The following is a 23,823-nucleotide window of genomic DNA, read 5'->3' as shown; positions in this document are numbered from 1 at the left end:
GTGAAAAATTTATCCTTTGCGCAAACAAGAAAAAAAGAAGCAACTGAAATTTACTTCAAGCCTCTTTTAGTTAGTACTTCTATAAACTAGCCATGTCTTTTTTGATCTGGGTAGTTGAAATGCCTTCTGTTCTTGGAAGGTAAACGACCTCACAATATTCCTTTAAGAAGTCAAACTTCCCTTCCCAGTCATCGCCGATGACAAATGTGTCGATTTTATACTTTTGGATATCTGAGATTTTTTGTTCCCAGTTTTTTTCGGGAATGACTTCGTTAACAAAATCGATCGTTTCTAAAATGAACTTTCGATGTTCAAATGAATGATGCGATTTTTTTTGTTTTTGAAGATTAAATTCATCTGTAGATAATCCTACAATTAAATAGTCACCCAGATCTCTTGCTCTTTCCAGCAGCTTCATATGTCCGTAGTGAAATAAATCAAATGTTCCGTACGTTATCACTTTCTTCATTAGATAACATCACCTTCCAAGCGTTTTCAACTGAGAGTAACAGAAAAAAACCAAAACCTTTAACAGATTGTTTATAATTTCGACATAATTTTCACGTACCTTTAATATTGAACAATAATAGCATAAGTTCCTATAAAAGTTAAGGCACTTTAAAAATGTCAATCACCAGCATTTTTTGGTATTACCGTTGTATTGATGTATAAAATTCACAGGACTATTGTCTCAACTATCCCCATTATAACAAGTTTTCTTTTGCGGAAAAATTGATTCTTTTGTCACGTTTTTAAACGAAACGATTTTCTTTCTGCTGCGTCATTTATTCTGTACGCCCTCCTCATATTAATTCATCGTCAAAACGTGAAGGAATTGTAATGTGAATGTTAAAAGTTCCTAAAGATTTTTGTGGTAAGATAGAGTAAGATGTTTTCAGGCAAAGAGGCTTTAATGAAACTATACGAATGGCACGTGTTTTTTATAGACATATAGATGAAAAGGAGGGTTGGTTACGATGCAAACAAAACCCATTAATCAATTAGATTTTGTAGACGGTGAACTAACTTCATTTGTATCACATTTAGAAACGTCATATTTGGACCAAAATAGAGGTGCGTTCATCGTAACAGCGAATCCTGAAATCGGATTTGAAGCGATGCAGAATCCGCGTTATGAAGCGGTTCTTTCGTCTGCTGATTTTATTTTGCCGGATGGCATTGGTGTTGTGATGGTTTCGAAGTTAATCGGGAAGCCGCTTCAATCCAGAATTGCCGGTTATGATTTGTTTACGTCGCTGTTGGATAAAGCAAATCAAAAGAAAAAGCGGGTTTTCTTTTACGGTGCGGCTAAGCATGTCATTGCACAGACAATTGAGCGCGTCGAACGTGATTATCCAGGGATTGAAATTGCCGGATACTCTGACGGCTATGTGAAGGATCAACGTGAGGTGGCGGACCAGATTGCGGCCGCAAATCCAGATATGGTATTTGTTGCGTTAGGTTATCCTAATCAGGAGTTCTTTATCCATCAATACCGCCATTTATTCCCTCAGGCTGTTGCTGCAGGGCTGGGCGGAAGCTTTGATGTGTTCAGCGGCAATGTCAAAAGAGCGCCGTCATTTTTTATCCGTTTCCATCTTGAATGGATGTACAGGCTGATCACCAATCCTGCGCGCTGGAGAAGAATGCTGAGCATTCCTAAGTATGTTACAGCCGTGCTGAAGCATGAACGAGCTGCAGCAAAGCCGCAATATACGGGGCAGGTCAAAGATCAGTCACGCCATCTGTAATCGGCTTAAAGGAGCTATGGTATGTAATGAAATGCATGAATCTTTCGCTGAGCTCGAGGACAATCTGTGACAGCCCTTTTGAAGTGATGACAGATTGAAATCCTGGATTGCGTTATTTTATTATTTGTTCATCAAAACCATTGGCACATTGCTGTTTTGGGTCAAACCGGGCAATGAAGTGACGCTTCTGGTTTCCTTTCCTGATAATGCCCGTGCACTATTAAAGGAATACCAGAAGGGACACTTTTCATTTCCCATTCATGTGCTGCTGACCCAGCATGCCAAGTCGCTGGAAAAAGAATTTCCTTCACTTACTGTTTCGGTTATTAACGAAAAACACCCGCTTCATATATGTAAAGCGGTCTTTTCTATGCTGAGCAGTAAGACTGTGATTGTTGATAACTATTTTATTTTGACGACCGTTCTGGCCAGCAGGTCTGAGATCGAGTGTATCCAAGTTTGGCATGCAAACGGGGCATTTAAGAGATTTGGGTTAAAGGACATCAACACACAGAACCGTTCGCGGTCTGATATAAGCCGCTTTCGCAAAGTGTATGCTTCATTTGACCGGATTGTCGTCGGTTCTGAACATATGGCTGACATATTCAAGGAATCTTTCGACATAAAAGGTGATCCATTTCTTCGGTTTGGTGTGCCTTTAACTGATGCTTACAATGAGACGCGGGAAAGCAGCAATGATCTTAAAAGCAAATATCATCTGCCGGCGGAGAAAAAAATTATACTGTATGCGCCGACCTTTAGGGACCGACAGTTCGAAAGCTTTTCTCTGCCGTTTTCAGAAAAGCAGCTGCAGCATGAATTAAAAGAAGAATATTTACTTGCGGTAAAACTTCATCCTGTTATGAAGCAATCTGCTGAATTACCTGAAGATAGTGCGTGGATAAAAGATGTGTCAGCTCTCCCTCTTGCAGACCTTTTGAAAATGAGCGATCTGTTAATATCGGATTATTCTTCTGTCCCTTTTGAATTCGCATTGCTGGACAAACCCATTTTGTTTTATACGTATGATTTGGAGGATTACAACAGAACCCGCGGTTTAATTCGGAATTATGCAGAGGTGATCCCCGGGGTTCCTTGCTGTGATTCTGGAATGCTCTTGGACCAGCTGAAAGATATGGACAAGCTCCAATCAGAAGTAGAGCGCTTTTCACGTGAATGGAATGAATACTCTAGAGGGAATGCCAGTAAACAGCTTTTAAGCTATATAAACGAGAAATTATACTGATCCCTATATATAATAGAGATCGGTATTGCAAATAATATGAAAACCTTTTATAAAACATTATGAGTTGTAGTAAGGAAGGAGTCATTTTATGATTTATGCTGAGATTCTAGCCGGTGGAAAAGGTTCCCGCATGGGGAACGTCAATATGCCAAAACAGTTTTTGCCGTTAAATAAACGCCCTATTATCATTCATACGGTTGAAAAGTTTTTATTAAATGACCGTTTTGATAAGATTTTAATCGTTTCACCTAAAGAGTGGATTAACCATACAAAAGACATTTTAAAAAAATTCATGGGGCCTAATGATCGCCTGGTTGTCGTTGAAGGCGGCAGCGACCGTAATGAGTCTATTATGAGCGGCATCCGCTATATTGAAAAAGAATTCGGCATTCAGGATGATGACGTGATCATTACTCATGATTCTGTGCGTCCATTTCTGACTCATCGCATTATTGATGAAAATATTGATGCGGTTCTTCAATACGGTGCGGTGGATACTGTGATCTCTGCCATTGATACGATTATTGCTTCAGAAGACCAGGAATTCATTTCTGATATCCCTGTCCGCGATAACATGTACCAAGGGCAAACCCCGCAAAGCTTTCGGATCAGCAAATTGGTCGAGCTTTATAACAAGCTGTCAGATGAACAAAAAGCTGTCCTGACTGACGCATGTAAGATCTGTTCGTTAGCAGGTGAAAAAGTGAAGCTGGTCCGCGGTGAAGTCTTTAATATTAAAGTAACGACACCATATGACTTAAAAGTGGCTAATGCCATTTTACAGGAGCGAATTTCACAATGATTAATCAAACGTATCGTTTAGTTTCTGCCCGACAATTTGAAGTGACGTATAAAGATAAAGTTGTCCACTCAGATAAGGTCGTCATCCGGCCCACCCATTTATCCATCTGTGCTGCCGACCAGCGCTATTATACTGGTTCACGCGGCAAAGAAGCCATGGATAAAAAATTGCCGATGGCTCTCATCCATGAAGGAATCGGAAAAGTCATGTTTGATCCGACAGGCACATTTAAAGTCGGAACCCGGGTTGTTATGGTGCCGAATACACCGGTTGAAGAGCATGAGGTCATTGCGGAGAATTACCTGCGTTCCAGCAGGTTCCGTTCAAGCGGCTATGATGGATTTATGCAGGATTATATGTTCATGGCGCCGGATCGGCTCGTTGAACTTCCGGACAGCATTAATCCGCATGTCGCAGCTTTTACTGAGCTTATTACGATTGCAGTTCATGCGCTTTCCCGATTTGAGCGTATGGCGCATAAGAAGCGTGACACATTCGGTGTATGGGGAGACGGAAATCTCGGATTTATCATGACGCTTCTTCTGAAGAAGAAATATCCAGACAGCAAAGTGTTTATTTTCGGAAAAACGCCTTACAAGCTTGATCATTTTTCTTTTGTTGACGCAGCATATCAAATTAACGACATTCCTGAGGATGTCAAAATCGACCATGCCTTTGAATGTGTAGGCGGACGCGGCAGTGAAAGCGCAATTGATCAGATCATTGCCCAAGTTCATCCCGAAGCGTGTGTAGCGCTCTTAGGCGTGTCAGAATACCCTGTTGAAATTGAAACGAGAATGGTGCTTGAAAAAGGAATTACGCTGATCGGCAGCAGCCGCAGCGGACGCGAGGATTTTGCCCGTACTGTCGACTTTTTAGCTCAATACCCTGAAGTCGTTGATTATTTAGAAACATTAGTAGGCGGACGCTTCCCAGTACGCAGTATTGAGGAAATTACTAACGCGTTTGAAGCAGATTTGACTTCATCTTGGGGAAAAACTGTTATTGAATGGGACATTTAAACAGTGAAAACATTCCTTACACGAATCGTAAAAGGAGTATTCAGTACCTCTTATAAACTATTGAGCGCCTTATTGCCAGTACAGCACAACAAAGTTGTCATCGCTTCCTATCGTGAAGATCATTTAAGTGATAATTTTAAAGGTGTTTATGAAAAGCTGAAGCAAGATCCGTCTCTTCGCATCACCCTGCTTTTACGCAAGATGGATAAGGGGCTGATCGGACGAGCTGCATATTTGCTTCATCTTTTCAGCTCGTTATATCACCTTGCCACATGTCGTGTGCTTTTGTTAGATGATTATTATTTTCCTTTGTATGTTGTGCCAAAACGAAAGGAAACTGTCGCCATCCAGCTTTGGCATGCTTGCGGCGCGTTTAAAAAATTCGGCTACAGCATTGTGGACAAGCCGTTTGGTCCTTCTTCTGATTACCTGAAGATTGTTCCCGTGCATTCTAACTATGATTATGCTGTTGTCAGTGCACCTGATGCCGTGCCGCATTTTGCCGAAGCTTTTCAAATGGAGCAAAAGCAGATTTTGCCGCTTGGCATTCCAAGAACGGATTATTTTTATCATAAGGATCATATTCGCCATGTACTGGATGAGTTTCATCGGGTTTATCCGGAACTTAAGCATAAGAAAAAGCTTTTGTATGCTCCTACTTTTAGAGGCAGCGGACATCATCAAGAGGGTGACGCTACCCCGCTTGATCTGCTACAATTAAAATCGGCGCTAAACCATAAAGATTATGTCGTGATGCTCCATCTTCATCCGTATATGCGCAAGCATGCGCACACGGAAGAGGATGATTTTGTGCTGGATTTAACCGATTCGTACTCTTTGTACGATTTGATGGCAATCTCCGATGGGCTGATAACCGATTATTCTTCAGTCATTTTCGAATACAGCCTGCTGAAACGTCCGATGTATTTTTACTGCCCGGATTTAGAAGACTACTTGGAAGAACGTGATTTCTACTATCCGTTTGAATCGTTTGTTCCCGGGCCGATTTCGAAAGATGTTCCATCGCTTGTACACGATATCGAGAGTGATCACGAGGCTGATACGAAGCGGATTGAGGCTTTTTCGCAAACATTTATTACCCATCAGGACGGCAAATCTTCAGAGCGAGTAGCCGATTTTATTTCATCATTTTTAACATCTGGTGCCGATTAGGAGAAAGTGAGGTACAAAGTGAAGCTGGCCAGAAAGATTAAGAACAGACTTTTCAGATCAAAAAAGAGAACGAAAACAGAAGATACATCTGTCATTGTCCATTCGACAGATAACAGGGTTTTTTCTCTTTTCGATAAAACCAAGCGAATTGAAGAAAACCAGCAAGTCCCTGTCAGAAAAATTTCTGAGTTTTCTTGGAATGGATCAATTCTTAAAATTGCGGGTTATATGTACATCAAGGGCCTGCCTCTTCAAAAAGAGGATCAGGTTCGAAAACGTTTATTATTGGTGAACAACGGTGTTTTATTTACAGCTGTTTCACTGCGGGATGTTCCGGTAGATCAGCTGTCGATTGATACTTCAAATGTGCCTGGGGGCTATAAGTGGGCAGGATTTTCACAGCAGATTAACTTTTCTAAGCTGATGAATGACAAGCCGCTTCCGCAGGGCGAGTATAAGCTGTTTCTGGAAATTGAAGCTGTAGATGACCAAAATGTAAAACACCAGGAAGTGCATACGGTCGGAAACGTCAGCAATTTCCTCTCTAATGATGTATATGCCACAAAAATGGAATTTCATTCTGCTAAAAAGCTGATGAAATTCAATTTAATTGTTAACTATGATGAGGGCGAAAAGACGATTAACTTGTCTTGCAACAAGCTGCAGGAAATTGATCCGAGCCTTTTGGAGCTGGATACTGGAAAAGAAGCGAACCGATTTTTACGCAAGCTGAATACGAGCTTATTTCATTTTGCTTATGATGTGTTCCGCCTGCTGCCGATTAAGTCCAATAAGATCGTCTTTGCTTCTGACAGCCGGCTTGATTTGACAGGCAACTTCGAATTTGTTTATGAAGAACTGCTAAAGCGCGAAGAAAATTTTGATTTCAAATTTTTCTTAAAGAGCAGCATTCGAGACAGAAAAAGCCTGTCTGAATTAATGTCAATGGCCTATCATTTTGCGACAAGCAAAATCATTTTTATAGATGATTTTTATCCGATTATTTATCCGCTAAAAATCCGTAAAAATGCGGATCTTGTCCAGCTATGGCATGCTGTCGGCGCCTTTAAGACATTCGGCTACAGCCGAATCGGGTTGCCAGGAGGACCGTCGCCGCATTCGAAAAACCATAGAAACTACACCAAGGTGATTGTCAGCTCTGAGAATATACGAAAACATTATGCAGAGGGCTTCGGCGTAGATATAGAGAACGTCATCGCTACAGGCGTACCGCGAACAGACTTTTTCTTTGATGAAGCGAAGAAGGCATTTGTAAAAGAACGTCTTTATACGGAATATCCGTTTCTGAAGGACAAGAAGGTCATTCTTTTTGCACCAACCTTCCGCGGAAACGGTCAGCAATCCGCTCATTATCCTTTTGAAGTGCTTGATTTTGACCGTCTGTATCATGAGTTAAAGGATGAGTATATCTTCTTATTTAAGATTCATCCATTCGTTCGAAACGATGCCAATATTCCTTATCAGTACAGTGATTTCTTTTATGATTTCTCTTCGTTTAGGGAAATCAATGAGCTATTGCTCGTAACAGATGTTCTGATTACAGATTACTCTTCTGTGTGCTTTGAGTATGCTTTATTAAATAAACCGATGATCTTCTTTAGCTATGATGTAGATGATTATATTCGCAAACGTGATTTCTATTACGATTACTTTGACTTTATTCCTGGTCCGCTTGCGAAAACGTCTGATCAAATGATTTCGATCATAAAGGAAGAGAAGTATAACTTTGAGCAAATTGATTCATTTGTTCATTATTTCTTCGACGATCTTGACGGAAAAGCAAGTGAACGTGTGATCGATCAAATTGTCTTTCCTCAGGAAGAGGAGCCATTAGACGATAAAGTCCTTAAAAGATAAGCAAAACCACCTTTTGCAAACGCAAAAGGTGGTTTTTTTATTGGTATTCCGGAACATCAAAGTAAAGCGTATAACCGTCCAGCAATGAATACAGGCTGTACATGCGGTTTACTTGTTTGTACGCCCAGCCGATGTCGGTTGCGTATTGGTGTGCCGCTGTGGCTGACCATCTCATTTTGTATAGCGTCCTGGTTGTAGGCTGTGTTGTGAATATATGAAGAGCCTATGAATTTGGCCCCGCCGATAATGGCCGCTTCTGGTGTGAACCAGCCTTGTTCGTACGCGTATTTAGCGCCGTAGTAATTCGGATTTCTGTCGTATGCGCCTATTCCGTACATGTTATATACAGTTTTTCCGTTATAGGTTAAGCCGTTGGCTAAATCGGATGTTCCGTTTCCTGTTTCAAGAAGAGCGTGTGAGATTAAATAGAGCTCGTTGATGCCGTATTGTTTGGCGGCATCGATAAATGCCTTTGCTTTCCCTGTCAGAACGCCTTTACCCGCAAGCACTTTCTGATTGACTTCAGTGATGCTGAGCCCGGCTGCCTGTGACAGCTTGAGAAATTGGAAATAGTATTTGCTGTCTCTGGAAAATTTATTCGGATCCACGTATTGAACCACTTCATCACTGCTTGCGTTTCGCCAGCCCAAATTGATTTTGGCCCAGCCGTTTGTCTGGCCGATGATTTTCACCTTATCGCCTTTTTTAAATTGGCCAATTACGTTCGTCGGGATGACTGCCGGCGTTGACCGGATATTCAGTACGTCAGCTGTGACTGTTGAAGTTGCTGTATGAATATAAGTGAGCGATACGTAAGCCGCCCCGTCTGTTTGCGGGCTTACTGTCATTTGTTTTTGGACCATATCACGAAGCGAGAGATTGTAATTTGTTTTCATGATTTGCGGCCCGTTTTTGATTTTTACGATAGATGATGTCCATCCGTATAATTGTTTCAGCTTCGCTGCTGCCGCAGCAGCTGCATCGTTACCTGTGAACGGTTCGTTTAAGCTGATTTTATAAAGGCGATTGGTCTTGGTTGTGTAACTCGGGCTTAAGCTTTGGGCTTTCAGATAGGTTACCCCATTGTTTAATGCTGTTTTGCTGCTGATCTGGGCTGTTACGATTTTGTATTGTGTATATGCCGTCTCGCCTGTTTTAGCTGTTGTGCCGGCGGCATTATTTTGTTTGAAAAACGCTAAAACACGGTCAATATCTTCTTGGCTGATGATGGCTTCAGTTATCATTTGATAGCTGCTCGCTGTGGTCTGACCGGTTTTCTGGCTTGTTGCTGATATGTGATTCGATTGAAAGAATGTAAGTGCTTGATTGGCTTTGGCTGTACCAAGCAGAGATTCAGTTGTGATTGTAAACGTGTTAGCGATTTGTTTTTTGATTGTTTTCGCAGATACACTCAGCTGATGTTTTTTTAATATGTTCAAGCCCTTTGTCACTTTTACTTGATCTGATGTTTCTTCTGAGATGAGCTGATATTGGTTTTCTGCTGTTGTTCCAGTTGCTTTTTTCGCTGCCTTTACTTTTTTCTGAACAAAAAAGGCTGCGGCTTTGTTTGCCTGCTTCTCGCCTAAAATTTTTGCTGTCGTTATTTGATAGGCTGTAGATGTTGTCGTTTTTTTGATGCTGGATGATGTACAGCGCCACTTTTTCTTTTTAAAGAAGGTGTCCACTTTTTGCAGCTGCTGTTTCGTTAAACCCTTCATATTCACAATATATGATGTGCTTGTGCCAACCTTTTGATAACTGCCGGATACGCCGGTGTTTTTCTTGATTTGGCTGATGGCGTCCTTGACTGTATTCAGCCCTTTGAAATAAGCTGATTGGACATTATATGTCTCAGCAGTTGTTTTTTGATTGATTGGCTTGTAGCTTCCTGTAATACCGGTGGTTTGTTTCAATTGAGTTAATAGATTCTTGGCATTCGCTTCGCCTGATACGGCGGCTGTAGTGAATGTATAATAGGCTTGTCCTTTCACCGTTTCTTTTAATGAAGCCTTAAGCCCCGATTCCTTTTGGAAGGCATTTTTGATCTGCTCTGCTTTGCTGTCTCCAACGATTGCGCCTGACTGAATGGTTGTGACAGACACCGTATGTGAGACGGGCTGATACGAGCTTTTAATTCCCGTTTGCTTAGCCAGACTCTGGATAAGCGCCTTCACTTTTGTCTCATCAGGGATTTCTGATGTTATGACGTTCACATAGGGCTGGGCTGTTCCGGATGCTTTTACAGTGCCAGACACTCCCGTCTCTTGTTTAAGCTTGGCCAGCAATGTGTTTGCCTGCTTTTCACCCGAAATGGCGCCTGAGGTGATGGTGACATACGGCTGTTTGCTTCCGACAGGACTTGACTTGCCTGAAATCGCTGTCTGTTTGGCGAGTCCGCTCAGTATTGCTTTCGCTTCTGCTTCGCTATGAATGCCAGCAGTGGAAATTTGGTAGGTCGTTGTTGTGCCCGAAGCCTGATAAGAAGCATCCCAGCCAGTGTCTTTTTCCAGCTTGGCGGCTGCCTGTGCGGCTTGGCTTTCTGTACTGAACGTTTTAGCCGGTTCTATCTCATATATCGAGTAGTCCTTATAGGCTGCAGCCTGTGCGGCAGAACCGGATATGGAAAAAAAGGCAAGGGACGCGGCGGACAGAAGCATCGGTGCGATTAATCTCTTTTTCATTCCTTCTCCTCTTTCATATTCAATGAGTATATAAAACTAGTTTATTTATCGGCACGCGTACACTTCATTTACAGGTGAATCCCTTCCATTTTTTCATAAAAAAAAACTTAATCTCGAAGTGAGATTAAGTTTACATATGAGACACGATCAGTGTACAAGTTCCTTTAATCGTAAAATCGGGCATTTGAGCGGGCAAGATCAAGTGATTGCCTTTTTTGAGCGGACATGTTTCGTCTTCATACATCAGTGAACCGCTTCCTTCAATCACGCTGCAAAGCAAGAAGGCTTCATCCTGAGACAGCTCAGCCTCGCCATTTATGTCCCATTTATATACCGAAAAATATTCCCCTTGGACAAACGTTTTAATGGTAATTCCTTTTCTTGATTCGGTCGATTCATCTATATACCCGTCCACGTGAGGAACTGTGGCCGCATTGACCGCTTTGGCAAAATGAAGCTCTCTCTGACTCCCGTTGTGATCAAGCCGGTCATAGTCGTACACCCGGTATGTGGCATCTGAATTTTGCTGTGTTTCTAACACCAGTGCCCCTTTACACAATGCGTGCAGCGTTCCGCTCGGCACATAATAGAAATCACCAGGTTTAATTTTGATTCTTCGCAGCAGGCCTTCCCAGTCACCGCTGTTGATCATTGTGACAAGTTCTGTTTTTGAGCGGGCTGTATGCCCATAAATAATCTCCGCGTTTTCTTTACAGTCAATGATGTACCAGCATTCCGTCTTGCCGAGTTCTCCCTCTTCGTTTTCTCCGGCATAATAATCATCAGGGTGAACTTTTATCGACATATCTTCCTTCACGTCCAGGAGTTTTGTCAGAAGCGGAAATCGGTCCCCCGCCACGCCGCCGAATACTTCACGGTGCTCTTCCCAAAGCTCGATCAATGTCTTTCCTCTATACGGGCCATTCACTACAGTGCTCGGTCCTTTTGGATGACCGGAAATGGCCCAGCATTCCCCCGTCGTTTCGGAAGGAATACCGTATCCAAATATATCTCGTAAAGCGGTGCCGCCCCAGATTTTTTCTTTAAAAACAGGCGTTAGAAAAATCGGTGATTGCGTCATGATCCGTACCCCTCCCCTGTAAATAGCTGATCATTATTTTCCCGGTGCGCCCCCCTTACAAACGCCCGTATAAGCTGTCTTATTCCTAAGACAACATATGTATAAAGCATCATCTTTTGACAACCCCTTTAAGAAAACGCTTCCTTTATATTATATCACGTCGAAAAGAAGCTTTGTTTCAGCCTTTTCCTTGAGAAGAATAATTCTCCTTTTTTGATACAAATTAATAAAAACCGTCAATCTGTTTACGAAGGAGAAAAACTATGCACATCGACTCTGATCTCCAGAACAACTTAGATGCATTAAAAAAAAAATGGGGACAAAACGACGATATGATGTTTTATTCATTTGCTTTTGGAGACAGCAGACGGAAGGCGTGTTTACTGTATATTGACGGTCTGACAGAGAATAAAATGCTGGCGCAATACGTCATTTCTCCTTTACAAAGAGAGGCGTTAGCCCATAAGGAAGGCTCGATTGAAGACTTATCCGCCTTTTTTTTCGGTTTTCACCATAGCGTTGTCTCTGAAATGAAAGAAATAGAACAGCTCGTTTTTACAGGGCATGCCGTTTTGCTCGCTGATGGCTATCGCGAAGGATTAGCTTTTGACACGAAAACATTAAAAACACGCAGTCTTGAAGAGCCCTCCTCCGAAATCGTGGAACGCGGTGCGAAAATAGGATTTATTGAAAAGCTGCGGACAAACACAGCGCTTTTGCGTGAACGGACAAGTGATCCTAACCTCGTCATAAAGGAAATGATACTCGGAAAAAGGACGAAAAAGAAAATCGCTGTCGCTTATATTCAAGATATTGCTCCTGATTATGTCGTCAAGGAAGTGTTTAAAAGGCTGAACTCAGTCAAAATCGATGATCTGCCGGAATCGGGTACACTTGAACAGCTGATTGAAGATGAACCGTTTTCGATCTTTCCCACGATATTAAGCACTGAACGGCCTGATCGGACAGAAGCTTCTCTATTAGAAGGACGGGTAGCCATATTGGTAGATGGCACCCCGTTCGCTTTGATTGTGCCGGCTACGGTTGATGAATTCATTCATTCGCCCGATGATTACAGCCAGCGCTGGATTCCGATGTCACTTATACGCCTTCTTCGGTATTCCAGCGTTCTGATCACCATTTATTTGCCCGGTCTGTATATTTCTCTCGTTTCTTTCCACACTGGGCTGTTGCCGACCCGAATGGCGATCTCCATTGCAGGCAGCAGGCTTAATGTGCCATTCCCGCCTTTTGTAGAAGCTTTTTTTATGATCTTTACGATCGAGCTGATCAGAGAAGCCGGGTTGAGACTGCCAAAGCCGATCGGTCAGACCATTGGCCTTATCGGCGGAGTTGTCATCGGACAGGCGGCTGTTCAGGCGCAAATTGTCAGCGCCCTTATGGTCATTGTCGTTTCTGTCACAGCACTGGCGTCTTTTACCGTTCCTTCATACGCCTATAACTTTCCCCTGCGGCTGATACGCATTGCTGCAATGATAAGTGCAGCAGTACTTGGTATGTATGGCGTCGTTATGGTTTTCCTGTTTGTGATCGGCCACTTGATGCGCCTGAAAAGCTTCGGGCAAGATTACATCATTCCGATCATGGCACAGCCCGGACAGGATTTGAAGGACACCGTCATCCGTATTCCCACGAAGTTTTTTAAAAGAAGACCGACACGAAACGATCCCGAAGATAACATCAGACAAAGGTGATGGCTATGAAAAAATCAGAGCATAAACTGACTTTTATGCAGACGCTTATTATGATAAGCAGCACACTGATCGGTGCCGGGGTCCTAACCCTTCCCCGCTCAGCTGCTGAAACCGGCAGTCCAAGCGGATGGATTATGATCCTGCTGCAGGGCGTTATTTTTATTATGATCGCTCTGCTTTTTTTGCCTTTCCTTCAAAAAAACAGCGGAAAAACTCTTTTCAAGCTCAACAGCATCACGGCTGGAAAATTCATCGGCCCACTATTGAATTTGTTTATCTGTCTATATTTCATGGGAGTTGTTTGCTATCAAGCACGGATTTTGGGAGAGGTCGTCGGATTCTTTCTGTTGAAAAATACGCCAATGTCAGTTGTCGTTTTTATATTTCTCGCAGTTGCCATCTATCATGTGGGCGGAGGCGTTTATCCCATTGCAAAGGTATACGCTTATATTTTTCCTATGACTCTTATTATTTTTATGATGCTCCTGTTGTTCAGCTTTCGCTTATTTCAGCTTGATTTTCTCCGGCCTGTTTTTGAAGGAGGCTATCAAAGTTTTTTCTCTTTATTCCCAAAGACGCTTTTATATTTCTCAGGATTTGAAATCATATTTTATCTCGTCCCTTTTATGAGAGATCCGAAGCAAGCGAAAAAGGCTGTTGCTTTGGGCATCGCGACTTCCACAGTGTTTTACAGCATTACGTTGTTCATTGTGATTGGCTGTATGACTGTGGCAGAGGCAAAAACAGTGACTTGGCCGACCATTTCCCTCATTCACGCATTAGAGGTTCCGGGTATTTTTATTGAACGATTCGATCTGTTTTTACAGCTGACCTGGACAGCCCAGCAATTTGCCTGTATGCTCGGGTCCTTCAAAGGCGCCCATATTGGATTAACAGAAATTTTTCATCTAAAAAATAAAAACAATCCATGGCTCTTGGCTGCAATGCTGGCTGGGACGTTTTTCGTAACGATGTATCCCAAGGACCTGAATGAGGTATTTTATTATGGAACACTTCTCGGATATGTATTTTTATTTGTGATTGCAATCCCATTCTTTACCTGGTTTTTAAGCTGGGTACAGAAAAAACTGGGGAGGGGGCAGCTTGGATGAAGATCATAACAAAACTCGCAGTTATGTTTCTGATGCTGCAGGTTCTCTCGGGATGTTGGGATGTCAAAAATATTGAGAAATTATCCTTCGCAAGAGGACTGGCAATCGATGAGACAGATGATCATCAGTATAAATTAACATACCAAAACCTTCTTCCCCAAAGTGAAGACAGCCAAGCATCCGGAAAACCCGAATTTGTTCATGTGACATCCCACGGGAAAACCATTCTGGAAGCAGTCAGTGATGTATCTGTCAAGGACCCTCCTATTTATAGCGATCATTTAAAAGTGATTCTTTTGGGAGAAAAACTGATGAGGAATCAAAACATAGATCAAGTCTTTAACCATTTTATTCGGGATGACGAGCTGCGGCGCAGCAGCTTTTTGATGGCAGCCAGAGGGAAAGCGGCTGATATCTTTACAAAAGGAAGCCCCAGCCAGCAGCAGCCGATGCCCACCGAAAAACTGATTGATTTGACAACTCATAGAGGATATAACGGTAAGATTATGAGGCCGCTTCGCATCGGCAGGGCTTCTATCTATTGCCAAAATGGCTACAGCTTTCTCATTCAAGCCGTGAAAAACCAAAAGGGAAAAGCAACGTATGACGGGGCGGGCATTATCAAAAGCGGGAGCAATAAACTCGTTGGATTTCTTTCACCAAATGAAACACAAACGCTGACATGGGTCGTGGGGACGATCCAAGGAGGCGTGATGCCGACGACAGATAAAGGACATCCGATTACGTTTGAGATTAAAAAGTCAAAAACGAAAATTAAGCCGTCCATTGAAAACGGAAAACCTGTCTTTCGAATTTCTGTCAAAACAAAGGGCTTCTTGACAGAAGACCAAAATCCGAATGAAAACTCCTTTAGTAAGAGCTATTTGAGCAGGCTGGAGAACATTTTTGAGAAAAAGCTTGAACGCGATATAAAGAAGGTCATGGATAAACTGCAGCATGATTATAAAACCGATCCGGTCTTTTTATCCGAACACATTCGGGTTCAATACCCAGAATATTGGCATAAAGTAAAAGGACATTGGGATGACCTATTTTCAGAGGCTGATTTCACATACGATATTTCTTTCAAAATCATTAACTTCGGCACAGTAGGAAAGTGAGCAATCAAAAGGGTGCGCATGATCGCGCACCCTTTTTTATGTTGTTTCGGTCGTCTGCTGTTTCCCAGCCGATCCCCCCTGTCCGTTTTTATCCCGTAAATCCTGCTCAATTTCTTCAAGGCTTTTCCCCTTCGTCTCTGTCACTTTAAACCGGACAAACAAGAACGCCATGATGCCGATCGCGGCATAGATCAGGAATAAATAACTGATGCCGATTGCCTCCATTAATATTGGATAGGTTAGTGAAACAATCAGTGTCCCAACGTGCAGCATCAAGGTCGATACCCCAGTGCCGATTCCTCTGACATGGAGCGGAAACAATTCAGGAAGCATCACCCAGACAACCGGTCCCCAGCTGACCGCAAAAACAACGATGAACACGCCTAAGCAAATGACTGTCGTCCATGAGGCAGCCGCGGTGTTATCGAAAAAGAGATTCACCAGAGCGAGAACGATCAAGCTGATCACCATCCCGGCATTCCCGAATAACAATAGCGGCTTTCTCCCGATCTTGTCGATAATTTTTATCGCTACTAATGTCATGAGCACATTAACTGTGCCGATTCCGACCGTTCCTAAAATCGAAGCGGAGTTTCCAAATCCGACGTTTGTAAAGGTCTTTGGCGCATAATAGATGATCGTATTCGTTCCGATAAATTGCTGTAAAAACGCCAGTCCCAAGCCGGCAATCAGGGCGGGGCGAACCCATGGATCGAACAGCTCCTTCAGACCGCCTTCATCCTGCTTTTCCGCCTCTTGAATATCATGTATTTCCTGATCAATATCTTTTGTGCCACGCAATTTTTCAAGAATCTTTTTCGCTTTGCCTTCTTCGCCATTCGTAAACAGCCAGCGCGGGCTCTCCGGCATGAACAAAATGCCAATAAGCAGGAGCAGAGACGGCACAGCAGCCAATCCAAGCATCCAGCGCCACGCTTCGGCATCAGCAAATATGTAATTGACAATGTAAGAAAGCAGAATGCCGACCGTGATCATCAGCTGATTCAGCGATGACAGCGCCCCCCGCTTATGCTTTGGCGCCAGTTCAGATAAATAGAGCGGCACGATCGTCGTCGAAGTCCCCACTGCAAGTCCTAATATAATGCGAAACAGCACCATGACTCCCGTATTCGGGGCGAGTGCCACACCCAGACCGCCTATACAAAATAGCAGCGCGGCCGCCATAATCGCTTTTTTTCTTCCGAAACGGTCGGTCAGCTTACCGGCCGTTCCTGAACCTAATATCGCCCCAACCAATAAAGAGCTGACAACAAGTCCTTCTGTAAACGCATTCAATCCTAAATCCTTTTTCATAAATAAAATAGCGCCGGAAATCACTCCGGTGTCATAACCGTATAACGCGCCTCCAAGAGCGCCGAAAAAATAAAGCCATATATTCGACTGCTTTTTCATAACAATGACTCCCTTTCTCCATTCAGCTTCAATGACATTGTTGCGAAGTTTATTAGAAATCTTTTAGCCTCTTTTTCCGGCCATTAAACCTTTTCGTTCTTGCAGCCCCTAAGTTTCCAATCATTTACTTGCATTTTTTTCAACGTCACCGAAACATTTTATCTGCTAGAGCGTCCAATATAAGGTGATTCATCACATTTAAAATATCAACTTTCAAGAACAGGAACTTATAAATATAGGAATATTTATCGAAAAATGTCTTTTGAAGAGTTGTCCCATGGCAAAATAAATGGTACTCTTCAAATATTAAAGAAACGAGAGGGTATTGATATGGAAGAACGAACGCACCGCAGAAAGAAAAAGAGACGACTTAGAAAATGGGTGAAAATCGTTGCCGGTTTGATGGCTTTTCTAGTCATTGCGGCAGGATCTGTCGGCGCCTATGCTTATGTCAAGCTGAGCAATGCTTCTAAAGAAGCTCATGTCAGCCTTGCGCGCGGAGAACAATCAGTAAAACGGATTAAAGAATTTAATCCCGGAAAAGATTCTTTCTCTGTATTGCTCTTGGGAATTGATGCCAGAGAAGAAAACGGCGAGACTGTCGACCAGGCAAGAAGTGACGCGAATGTTCTGGTTACATTTAACCGGAAAGAAAAAACAGCTAAAATGCTGAGCATTCCGCGTGACGCCTATGTAAATATCCCAGGCCATGGCTATGATAAGTTTACACATGCTCATGCCTACGGCGGCGTTGACCTCACTGTGAAAACAGTTGAGGAGATGCTGGATATTCCCGTCGATTATGTCGTCGAAAGCAATTTCACAGCTTTTGAAGACGTCGTGAACCAGCTGAATGGCGTCAAAGTAACAGTAAAAAGCGATAAAGTCATTAAGCAAATCAAAAAAGATACAAAGGGAAAAGTCGTTCTTCAAGAGGGAACTCATACGCTTGATGGAGAAGAAGCACTCGCTTACGTAAGAACACGTAAAGCGGACAGTGATCTTTTGCGGGGACAAAGACAAATGGAAGTGCTGAGCGCTATTTTGGAAAAGTCAAAATCACTGAGCTCAATCCCGGCTTATGATGACATTGTGGATACGATGGGGAAAAATCTGAAAATGAACTTATCACTTAAAGATGCCATCGGCCTGTTCCCGTTTCTCACTTCATTGAAATCGGTTGATTCTATTCAGCTGACGGGTTATGATTATAAACCTGCCGGAGTATATTATTTAAAATTGAATCAGCAAAAACTGCAGGAAGTCAAAGAAGAGCTGCAAAACGATTTAGGTGTATAAAAAACGGGATGGCGTAATTGCCATCCCGTTTTTTACATATTTCCTTGTTGAAAATTTTCAAAGTAACGTTTAGCCTGATAGATATGATTAATGTTTCGCAGGAAAGCTGAACATACTACTCGAAGCAGCTTCATTTTTAAGGAGGTACCCTACATATGAAATGTATTGCGATTGATTTAGACGGAACATTACTGAATAAGGAAAGCGTCATTTCTGCTGAAAACAGAGCGGCGATCAAGCGGGCCATTGATGCCGGCATCCTCGTCACCATTTGCACGGGAAGAGCAACGTTTGATGTAAAAGCGCTGCTGGAAGATCTGGATATCCCTATCATTGCGGCAAATGGCGGTACGGTTCATGACAAAGGCTACCGCCTGATCAGCCGGACATTAATGGATCAGGAGGCTGGCAAGGCGATCGCTGATTACTTGCTGTCAAAAAACATTTACTTTGAGGTATATACAGATGACCATCTGCTTTCTCCTTTTGACGGCGAGGATAAGCTGCATGCGGAGCTTGATATTCTAAAGAGCGCAAATCCAAGCGAAAAGACCGATGAATTGTGGCAAGGAGCCATGACTCAGTTCAAGCAGTTTGGCATTAAACGGATCCCTCATATCGAATCGGTTTTTGACGGCAGCGAAAACATTTATAAGCTTCTTTGCTTCTCCTTTGATATGGACAAGCTGAAACAAGCGAAGGAAGAGCTGAAGCATCATAAAAAACTGGCACAAACCTCTTCTGGAAAACATATTATCGAAATCCTGCCGGCCTCTTCAGGAAAAGGACGCGCGCTGACAGAGCTGGCTGAAATATACGGAATTGAAACACAGGATATCTATGCGATCGGCGACAGTCCGAACGATTTGTCCATGTTTGAAGTCGCCGGACACCGTATCGCTATGGAAAACGCGATCGATGAATTAAAAGAAAAAAGCACCTTCGTCACAAAAAGCAATGACGAAAATGGTGTGGCTTACTTTATTGACCAGCTTCTTTCCGGCCAATATGCATAAAGAAAAGACTCCAGAGATTCTGGAGTCTTTGTCCTTTTATTGCACCCGTATGCTTCCCGCATATTTATCTTTCCAATACGTGCTCGTGTTCATATTGGTGATAGTCACGCCGTTTGATAATGTGACATGAACAACTTGTCCGTTTCCGATATAGATGGCGGGATTTAAGCTTGTTGATTGGAAGAACACAATGTCTCCCGGTTTCAGATCCGCCTTCTCAATCATACTTCCGGCTTTGAACTGGCTTGTTGCGTATCGAGGCAGGGAAATACCGGCTGCTTTCTGGTATACATACTGGACAAATCCGGCTGTATCAAATCCTGTCTCTGGAGCAACTCCGCCCTTTTTGTAGGGAACTTCTCCGACATAAAGCGTTGCCTCGGACACAATCGGATTTTCTTTCGTGATTGCCAGATTGTCAAATCGGCGAATGCCTGTCATCTTCGATATCCAATAATCCTCTGACAAGTAGGAAATGGTTACTTTTTCTGACCGGCTTGCCTGAATAAATCTTCCTCTGCCAGCATAAATGCCTGCATGTGAAATTCCCGTTTTATACGTATTGCTGAAATAGACGACATCACCCGGCTGTATGTTCTGAGGGGCTACCTTCTCGCCCACTGCCCACTGCTGTTCGGCTGATCGCGGCAGATAAATGCCGAGTGCCTGTTGAAACACATATTGCACGAGTCCTGAGCAATCAAAGCCCTCTGACGGTGTGCTTCCGCCAAATACATATGGAATGCCGATATATTTCTCGGCCTCCTGAACAACAGGGACATCAGCAGTTGCCGGATCGGCTGCGATTCGTTTCGCCCCGATATAAGATCCGCTCCAATAGCTGCTCGTTTTGTAATTGGTGATGATAACCCCTTTTGATTGCGTACTGTGAATCATTTGGCCGTCTCCAATGTAAAGAGCAACGTGTGTCGGAGCAGTCCCGCTGCTTCCCTCTTTCTTGAAAAACAAAACATCGCCCGGCTGCAGATTTTCCGGTTTTACGGCCGTTCCGACTTTATACTGGTCGTTCACAGATCTCGGCAGATGAATATCAGCCTTACTGAAAACATATTGAATCAATCCCGAAGGATCGAATCCCTCTTCCGGCGTTTCACCGCCGTATTTATACTGATATCCAAGCAGTTTTTTCGCTTCGCTGATCATCAGTTCAGATGACGTATCAGCCTCCGCAATCCCCGCTTTTGTGATAATTGAACCCAAAAAACAAATGATAACCGCCACAAGCAAAAACTTCTTCCAGTTTGCCAGTGTGTTCACTTTTATTATCTCCTCCTCTTTTTGCAGTTTTATCATCGGTAATTTTTTCAATATGTTAAGAGACTTTTTGATATTTTTACAGAATGAATATGCTGGGCAAATAAAAAGAGAATGCCTCATGAGACACTCTCTTTTTTGAATTATTTATTGGCGTTTGCCGGTTCTTCCTGCTGTTGGATTTTGTGCATTTCCGTATCAATTTTCTGCTTTTCCTGATCTGTCAGATGATCATTGAATTTAAACGCTGACATAAACATGAATACGATAGCTACGGCAACAAACGGCCAGATAACTTTGACAAATTTCATTTTTATCACTCCTATTATTTAGATTTTAGTTTGTCGCTATGATCAACATCAAACGTCAATTTTCCATCTTCTACTTTCCATGCGAAATTAGAATCTTTCGTGAGTTCGCGAATAATCGTTTTTTGTTTAAGGCTTCCTTTTTTCACCGGCGCAGGCGTCGCTTCATGGATATCAATCGGCATCACTTCAAATCGGCCTGTTCCGTTTTTCTTCAGGTGATACTGAACCAATGCGCTGTCTCTCGTTCTCGTCCAGCCCTGATCAAAGACAAAGTTTCCGAGGCTGTAGAAAATCACGGTTCCGTTATAAACTTCTATCGGTTCTAGGACGTGCGGGTGATGTCCTACAATGATATCAGCTCCCGCATCAGACATAGCTCTTGCAAGCTGGCGCTGACGGTCGTTTGGATCGTTGTCATACTCTTGTCCCCAGTGTGACTGCACAACAACGATGTCTGCATGTTTTTTCGCTTCTGAAATCATAGGGATAAAGATTTCAGGATCTGCGGGCAGTACGCCCGGCGTATTCTTTTTAGCCGCGAAGCCTTTTCCAGACACGTCGGTAAAGCCAAGCGTCGCAATGGTTACTCCATTGACTTCCTGGTACGAGATATTCTTCTTCGCATCGCTAAAGCTGTATCCCGCTCCAACGATATCAAGGTTTTGCTTCGCAAATTCTCCTAGTGTATCTTTCATGCCCTGAGCGCCGTAATCCATTGCGTGGTTGTTTGCGCTGTTGAGAACCGTAAAGTTCATATCCTTCAAGACTTTCACTGATTCCCTATTCGTCTGCAAATGAATTTCTTTTTCTGCTTGTTTATAATTCTTTTCATAGGTTACCGGATTTTCAAAGTTTCCGGCTACATAATCAGAGGCTTTAAAGAGCGGTTCAACATACTGAAAAATACTGTCTGCCCCTTTTTGATCCGTTACTTTTTCAACATAGCGCCCCATCATAATATCCCCGACAAATGAGGCTGTGAGAACGTCGTCAGAATACGTTTTGACTTTCGGCGTTTCTGCTTTTCCCGCCCACATAAACGCGAACATAAGTACAAAAACGATCGGAATGGCAATAAATACGTGCTTATTGGTTTTCTTTTTTTGCTGTTTTGTCAGCTTCAGCAGCTTTTCATGAAAGCTCAGTTCTTTTTTCATCGTTTGACACACCTTACATTAAATTAAGTAGTAAACAAACATGATAGCAAAGGTCGCTCCGCTCAATAGCAGCGTGCTTCCGAACGTAATCGTTAATCCTTGTTTCTGAATGGTATTGGCAATTAAACCTGGCACGATGATGCCGATTCCTCGAAATTCCGCGATTTCAAATGGTACAATCGGGTATAGAAAATCAAACGCGATTTTCAGGACGATCCCTGTTATCAGCATGGCAGCGAATTTTCTGCGTCCGTACAAAATCATAAATTTCGATAAACCGTATTTCACAATCACATAAGTGAGCAGGCTCACTAGCAAAACAAGTAATATAAAGACCGGCTGATTAAACACAAGTCCTAAATATCCCGGTACAACAAGTCCTGCCGGCACAATCCCTGTTTTTTCCGCAAAAATTAAACTGAGTAGTACACCTAAAATGAGTGCGATGTATAAATCTGATCCGAACATGTCTGCATTTCCTCCTAGCTTACGAGCTGCTTAACCTTGTATTCGTGGATTTTTTCAATTAAAGGCTCTGCGGCGCCATGAATATTGCCGACGCCATATATGACACGGTTGTGCATTCTTTTCTTTAACAATTCCATAATTTCTTCTGTAGACTTGTACTCTAAATCATGCAATTTGTCTGCAGGAATTTTGCCTTCTTCATAGGCTTTTACGATTGGCTCTGTTGTTTCACCGATTAAGATCAGTTCACTTGCTTCAATATAAGGCAATACGTCATTTGCGAATTGCTGTGTCCGATCGACACGGTCTGCCCGGCAGTTCATAATAATGATTGGATCATCAGTTGGGTAACCGATTTCTTTTACACGTTTCCATATATTCAAAGTAGAAGAAGCGTCGTTTGCGGCAAACCCATTAACAAAGTGCCCAGGCTTGCTCGGACTGATCAGCGGGAGAATTCTCATTGCTCCCGGATCTGGCGGCGCATTCAGCATTCCTTTAAACGCTGTTTCTTCGTCAATGCCGAGTGCTTGAGCCACACCCAGTGCCAGTGAAGCATTATCAGGAAATACCATGTATTCAAATTTACGCAAATATTCATCTGTAATTTTTGAGTTATCAGCAATGATGACTTTTGTGTTTCGTTCTTTTGCTTTTTGTTTAAAGAACTCGGTATATTCACTATCTGTAATGACAAGATGGCCATTATAAGGAATAGTAGCAGTAAACGCTTCCGCAATTTCATCGAGCGTTGGCCCCATGACATCCATATGGTCTTCTAAAACGTTGACAATCACGCCGATATTGGCTTGCAGCAGTTCGTCCTGAAAGATAATCTGATAATCCGGGTTAACCGCCATGCATTCACTGACAATAGCGTTGGCCCCTCTTTCTACTGTTTCTTTCATGACTTCTTTTTGTTCACCGATATTCGGCCCCTGAGGTTTCCGTTTGATCGGCTTTTCCTCCGGAGTATCCCAGTAAATCATTCTTGCGTCCGTTCCTGTCGTTTTCCCGACAGTTTTGTAACCGGCTTCTATTAATATTCCGGTTGTCAGCCTTGTCACAGTGGACTTTCCTCTGATGCCGTTAATATTCACTCGAACAGGGAGGGCATCAATGTTTTTCTGATGTCGTCGTTTTTCTAATATTCCGATGACCAGTATGACAGCACAGGCTATAATGAGTAACCACATTGCTTTTCGACATCTCCTTCTATATTGTTGTAAATTCATTCATCAGTATATAGAATCACTATGAATTCTCAATCGGCATTATGTAGCATAATCTTCCCTAACCCAC

19 protein-coding genes and 1 pseudogene are annotated in these 23,823 nt (G+C 42.8%); 11 read left to right on the top strand and 9 right to left on the bottom strand.

Annotated features, from left to right (window positions below; genetic code table 11):
* Positions 1 to 79 precede the first annotated feature (79 nt).
* Positions 80 to 469: a glycerol-3-phosphate cytidylyltransferase gene (gene tagD, locus JMN17_RS09515; protein ID WP_087991719.1), complete on the bottom strand. Its 390-nt coding sequence runs from the start codon at positions 467 to 469 to the stop codon at positions 80 to 82.
* A 508-nt stretch (positions 470 to 977) separates the two neighbouring features.
* Here tagD and JMN17_RS09510 point away from each other — a divergent pair.
* The 6 genes from JMN17_RS09510 to JMN17_RS09485 all read left to right on the top strand — a co-directional run bounded on the left by JMN17_RS09510 (position 978) and on the right by JMN17_RS09485 (position 7,872).
* Positions 978 to 1,751 (top strand): WecB/TagA/CpsF family glycosyltransferase, encoded by a 774-nt coding sequence (locus JMN17_RS09510; protein WP_087991720.1) that lies wholly within the window; start codon positions 978 to 980, stop codon positions 1,749 to 1,751.
* Positions 1,752 to 1,845: 94 nt separating this feature from the next.
* Complete coding sequence (locus JMN17_RS09505; RefSeq protein ID WP_087991721.1) at positions 1,846 to 2,997, top strand: CDP-glycerol glycerophosphotransferase family protein; 1,152 nt, start codon at positions 1,846 to 1,848, stop codon at positions 2,995 to 2,997.
* An 88-nt stretch (positions 2,998 to 3,085) separates the two neighbouring features.
* Entirely contained in the window at positions 3,086 to 3,799 is a 714-nt protein-coding gene (locus tag JMN17_RS09500) for an IspD/TarI family cytidylyltransferase (RefSeq protein WP_087991722.1), read from the top strand.
* Entirely contained in the window at positions 3,796 to 4,821 is a 1,026-nt protein-coding gene (locus JMN17_RS09495; protein ID WP_087991723.1) for a ribitol-5-phosphate dehydrogenase, read from the top strand. Before JMN17_RS09500 ends, JMN17_RS09495 begins: the two co-directional genes overlap by 4 nt.
* Positions 4,822 to 4,824: 3 nt before the next feature.
* The gene (locus tag JMN17_RS09490; protein WP_087991724.1) at positions 4,825 to 5,994 is read left to right on the top strand and encodes a CDP-glycerol glycerophosphotransferase family protein; all 1,170 of its coding nucleotides are present in this window, start codon (positions 4,825 to 4,827) and stop codon (positions 5,992 to 5,994) included.
* 18 nt (positions 5,995 to 6,012) lie between these two features.
* A complete protein-coding gene (locus tag JMN17_RS09485) occupies positions 6,013 to 7,872 on the top strand; it encodes a CDP-glycerol glycerophosphotransferase family protein (RefSeq protein WP_202328231.1) in 1,860 nt (619 codons plus the stop codon).
* Positions 7,873 to 7,909: 37 nt separating this feature from the next.
* On the opposite strand, the pseudogene JMN17_RS09480 reads toward JMN17_RS09485, so the two are convergent.
* Positions 7,910 to 10,553, bottom strand: a pseudogene (locus JMN17_RS09480) (SPOR domain-containing protein).
* 130 nt (positions 10,554 to 10,683) lie between these two features.
* Positions 10,684 to 11,634: a mannose-6-phosphate isomerase, class I gene (gene manA, locus JMN17_RS09475; RefSeq protein WP_087991726.1), complete on the bottom strand. Its 951-nt coding sequence runs from the start codon at positions 11,632 to 11,634 to the stop codon at positions 10,684 to 10,686.
* Between the two features lie 263 nt (positions 11,635 to 11,897).
* Between manA and JMN17_RS09470 the strand changes: the two genes are divergently transcribed.
* The 3 genes from JMN17_RS09470 to JMN17_RS09460 are packed head-to-tail and all read left to right on the top strand — an operon-like array spanning position 11,898 to position 15,582.
* On the top strand, positions 11,898 to 13,349 hold the full coding sequence (locus tag JMN17_RS09470) for a spore germination protein (protein WP_087991727.1): 1,452 nt from the start codon (positions 11,898 to 11,900) through the stop codon (positions 13,347 to 13,349).
* A 5-nt stretch (positions 13,350 to 13,354) separates the two neighbouring features.
* Entirely contained in the window at positions 13,355 to 14,461 is a 1,107-nt protein-coding gene (locus JMN17_RS09465) for a spore germination protein (RefSeq protein WP_087991728.1), read from the top strand.
* The gene (locus tag JMN17_RS09460; protein ID WP_087991729.1) at positions 14,458 to 15,582 is read left to right on the top strand and encodes a Ger(x)C family spore germination protein; all 1,125 of its coding nucleotides are present in this window, start codon (positions 14,458 to 14,460) and stop codon (positions 15,580 to 15,582) included. The genes JMN17_RS09465 and JMN17_RS09460 overlap by 4 nt, the downstream gene beginning before the upstream one ends.
* Before the next feature lie 36 nt (positions 15,583 to 15,618).
* On the opposite strand, the gene JMN17_RS09455 is transcribed toward JMN17_RS09460, so the two are convergent.
* Positions 15,619 to 17,001 carry a sugar porter family MFS transporter gene (locus JMN17_RS09455; RefSeq protein ID WP_301272163.1) on the bottom strand — a complete coding sequence of 461 codons (1,383 nt, stop codon included), beginning with the start codon at positions 16,999 to 17,001 and terminating at the stop codon, positions 15,619 to 15,621.
* Positions 17,002 to 17,325: 324 nt separating this feature from the next.
* Between JMN17_RS09455 and JMN17_RS09450 the strand changes: the two genes are divergently transcribed.
* Together JMN17_RS09450 and ywtE are read left to right on the top strand one after the other, a co-directional pair.
* Entirely contained in the window at positions 17,326 to 18,294 is a 969-nt protein-coding gene (locus JMN17_RS09450; protein WP_087991731.1) for an LCP family protein, read from the top strand.
* A 155-nt stretch (positions 18,295 to 18,449) separates the two neighbouring features.
* The gene (gene ywtE, locus JMN17_RS09445; RefSeq protein ID WP_148962597.1) at positions 18,450 to 19,310 is read left to right on the top strand and encodes a 5-amino-6-(5-phospho-D-ribitylamino)uracil phosphatase YwtE; all 861 of its coding nucleotides are present in this window, start codon (positions 18,450 to 18,452) and stop codon (positions 19,308 to 19,310) included.
* 36 nt (positions 19,311 to 19,346) lie between these two features.
* Here ywtE and JMN17_RS09440 read toward each other — a convergent pair whose 3' ends face one another.
* From JMN17_RS09440 to pgsB, 5 genes are all read right to left on the bottom strand, one after another.
* Complete coding sequence (locus JMN17_RS09440) at positions 19,347 to 20,588, bottom strand: C40 family peptidase (RefSeq protein ID WP_202327944.1); 1,242 nt, start codon at positions 20,586 to 20,588, stop codon at positions 19,347 to 19,349.
* A 140-nt stretch (positions 20,589 to 20,728) separates the two neighbouring features.
* Positions 20,729 to 20,896 (bottom strand): extrachromosomal elements maintenance protein EdmS, encoded by a 168-nt coding sequence (gene edmS / locus JMN17_RS09435; protein WP_087991733.1) that lies wholly within the window; start codon positions 20,894 to 20,896, stop codon positions 20,729 to 20,731.
* Positions 20,897 to 20,910: 14 nt separating this feature from the next.
* Positions 20,911 to 22,053 (bottom strand): capsular polyglutamate synthetase PgsA, encoded by a 1,143-nt coding sequence (gene pgsA, locus JMN17_RS09430; RefSeq protein ID WP_202327943.1) that lies wholly within the window; start codon positions 22,051 to 22,053, stop codon positions 20,911 to 20,913.
* Between the two features lie 18 nt (positions 22,054 to 22,071).
* Complete coding sequence (gene pgsC / locus JMN17_RS09425; protein WP_003227889.1) at positions 22,072 to 22,521, bottom strand: poly-gamma-glutamate biosynthesis protein PgsC; 450 nt, start codon at positions 22,519 to 22,521, stop codon at positions 22,072 to 22,074.
* Between the two features lie 14 nt (positions 22,522 to 22,535).
* Entirely contained in the window at positions 22,536 to 23,717 is a 1,182-nt protein-coding gene (gene pgsB, locus JMN17_RS09420) for a poly-gamma-glutamate synthase PgsB (RefSeq protein ID WP_087991735.1), read from the bottom strand.
* Between the last annotated feature and the right edge of the window lie 106 nt (positions 23,718 to 23,823).

The organism is Bacillus sp. RHFS10, from assembly GCF_016757475.1.
In the GTDB taxonomy this organism is placed as follows: domain Bacteria; phylum Bacillota; class Bacilli; order Bacillales; family Bacillaceae; genus Bacillus; species Bacillus subtilis_G.
The sequence above is the reverse complement of the archived record's forward strand: the minus strand, read 5'-3'. Positions and strand labels throughout refer to the sequence as shown.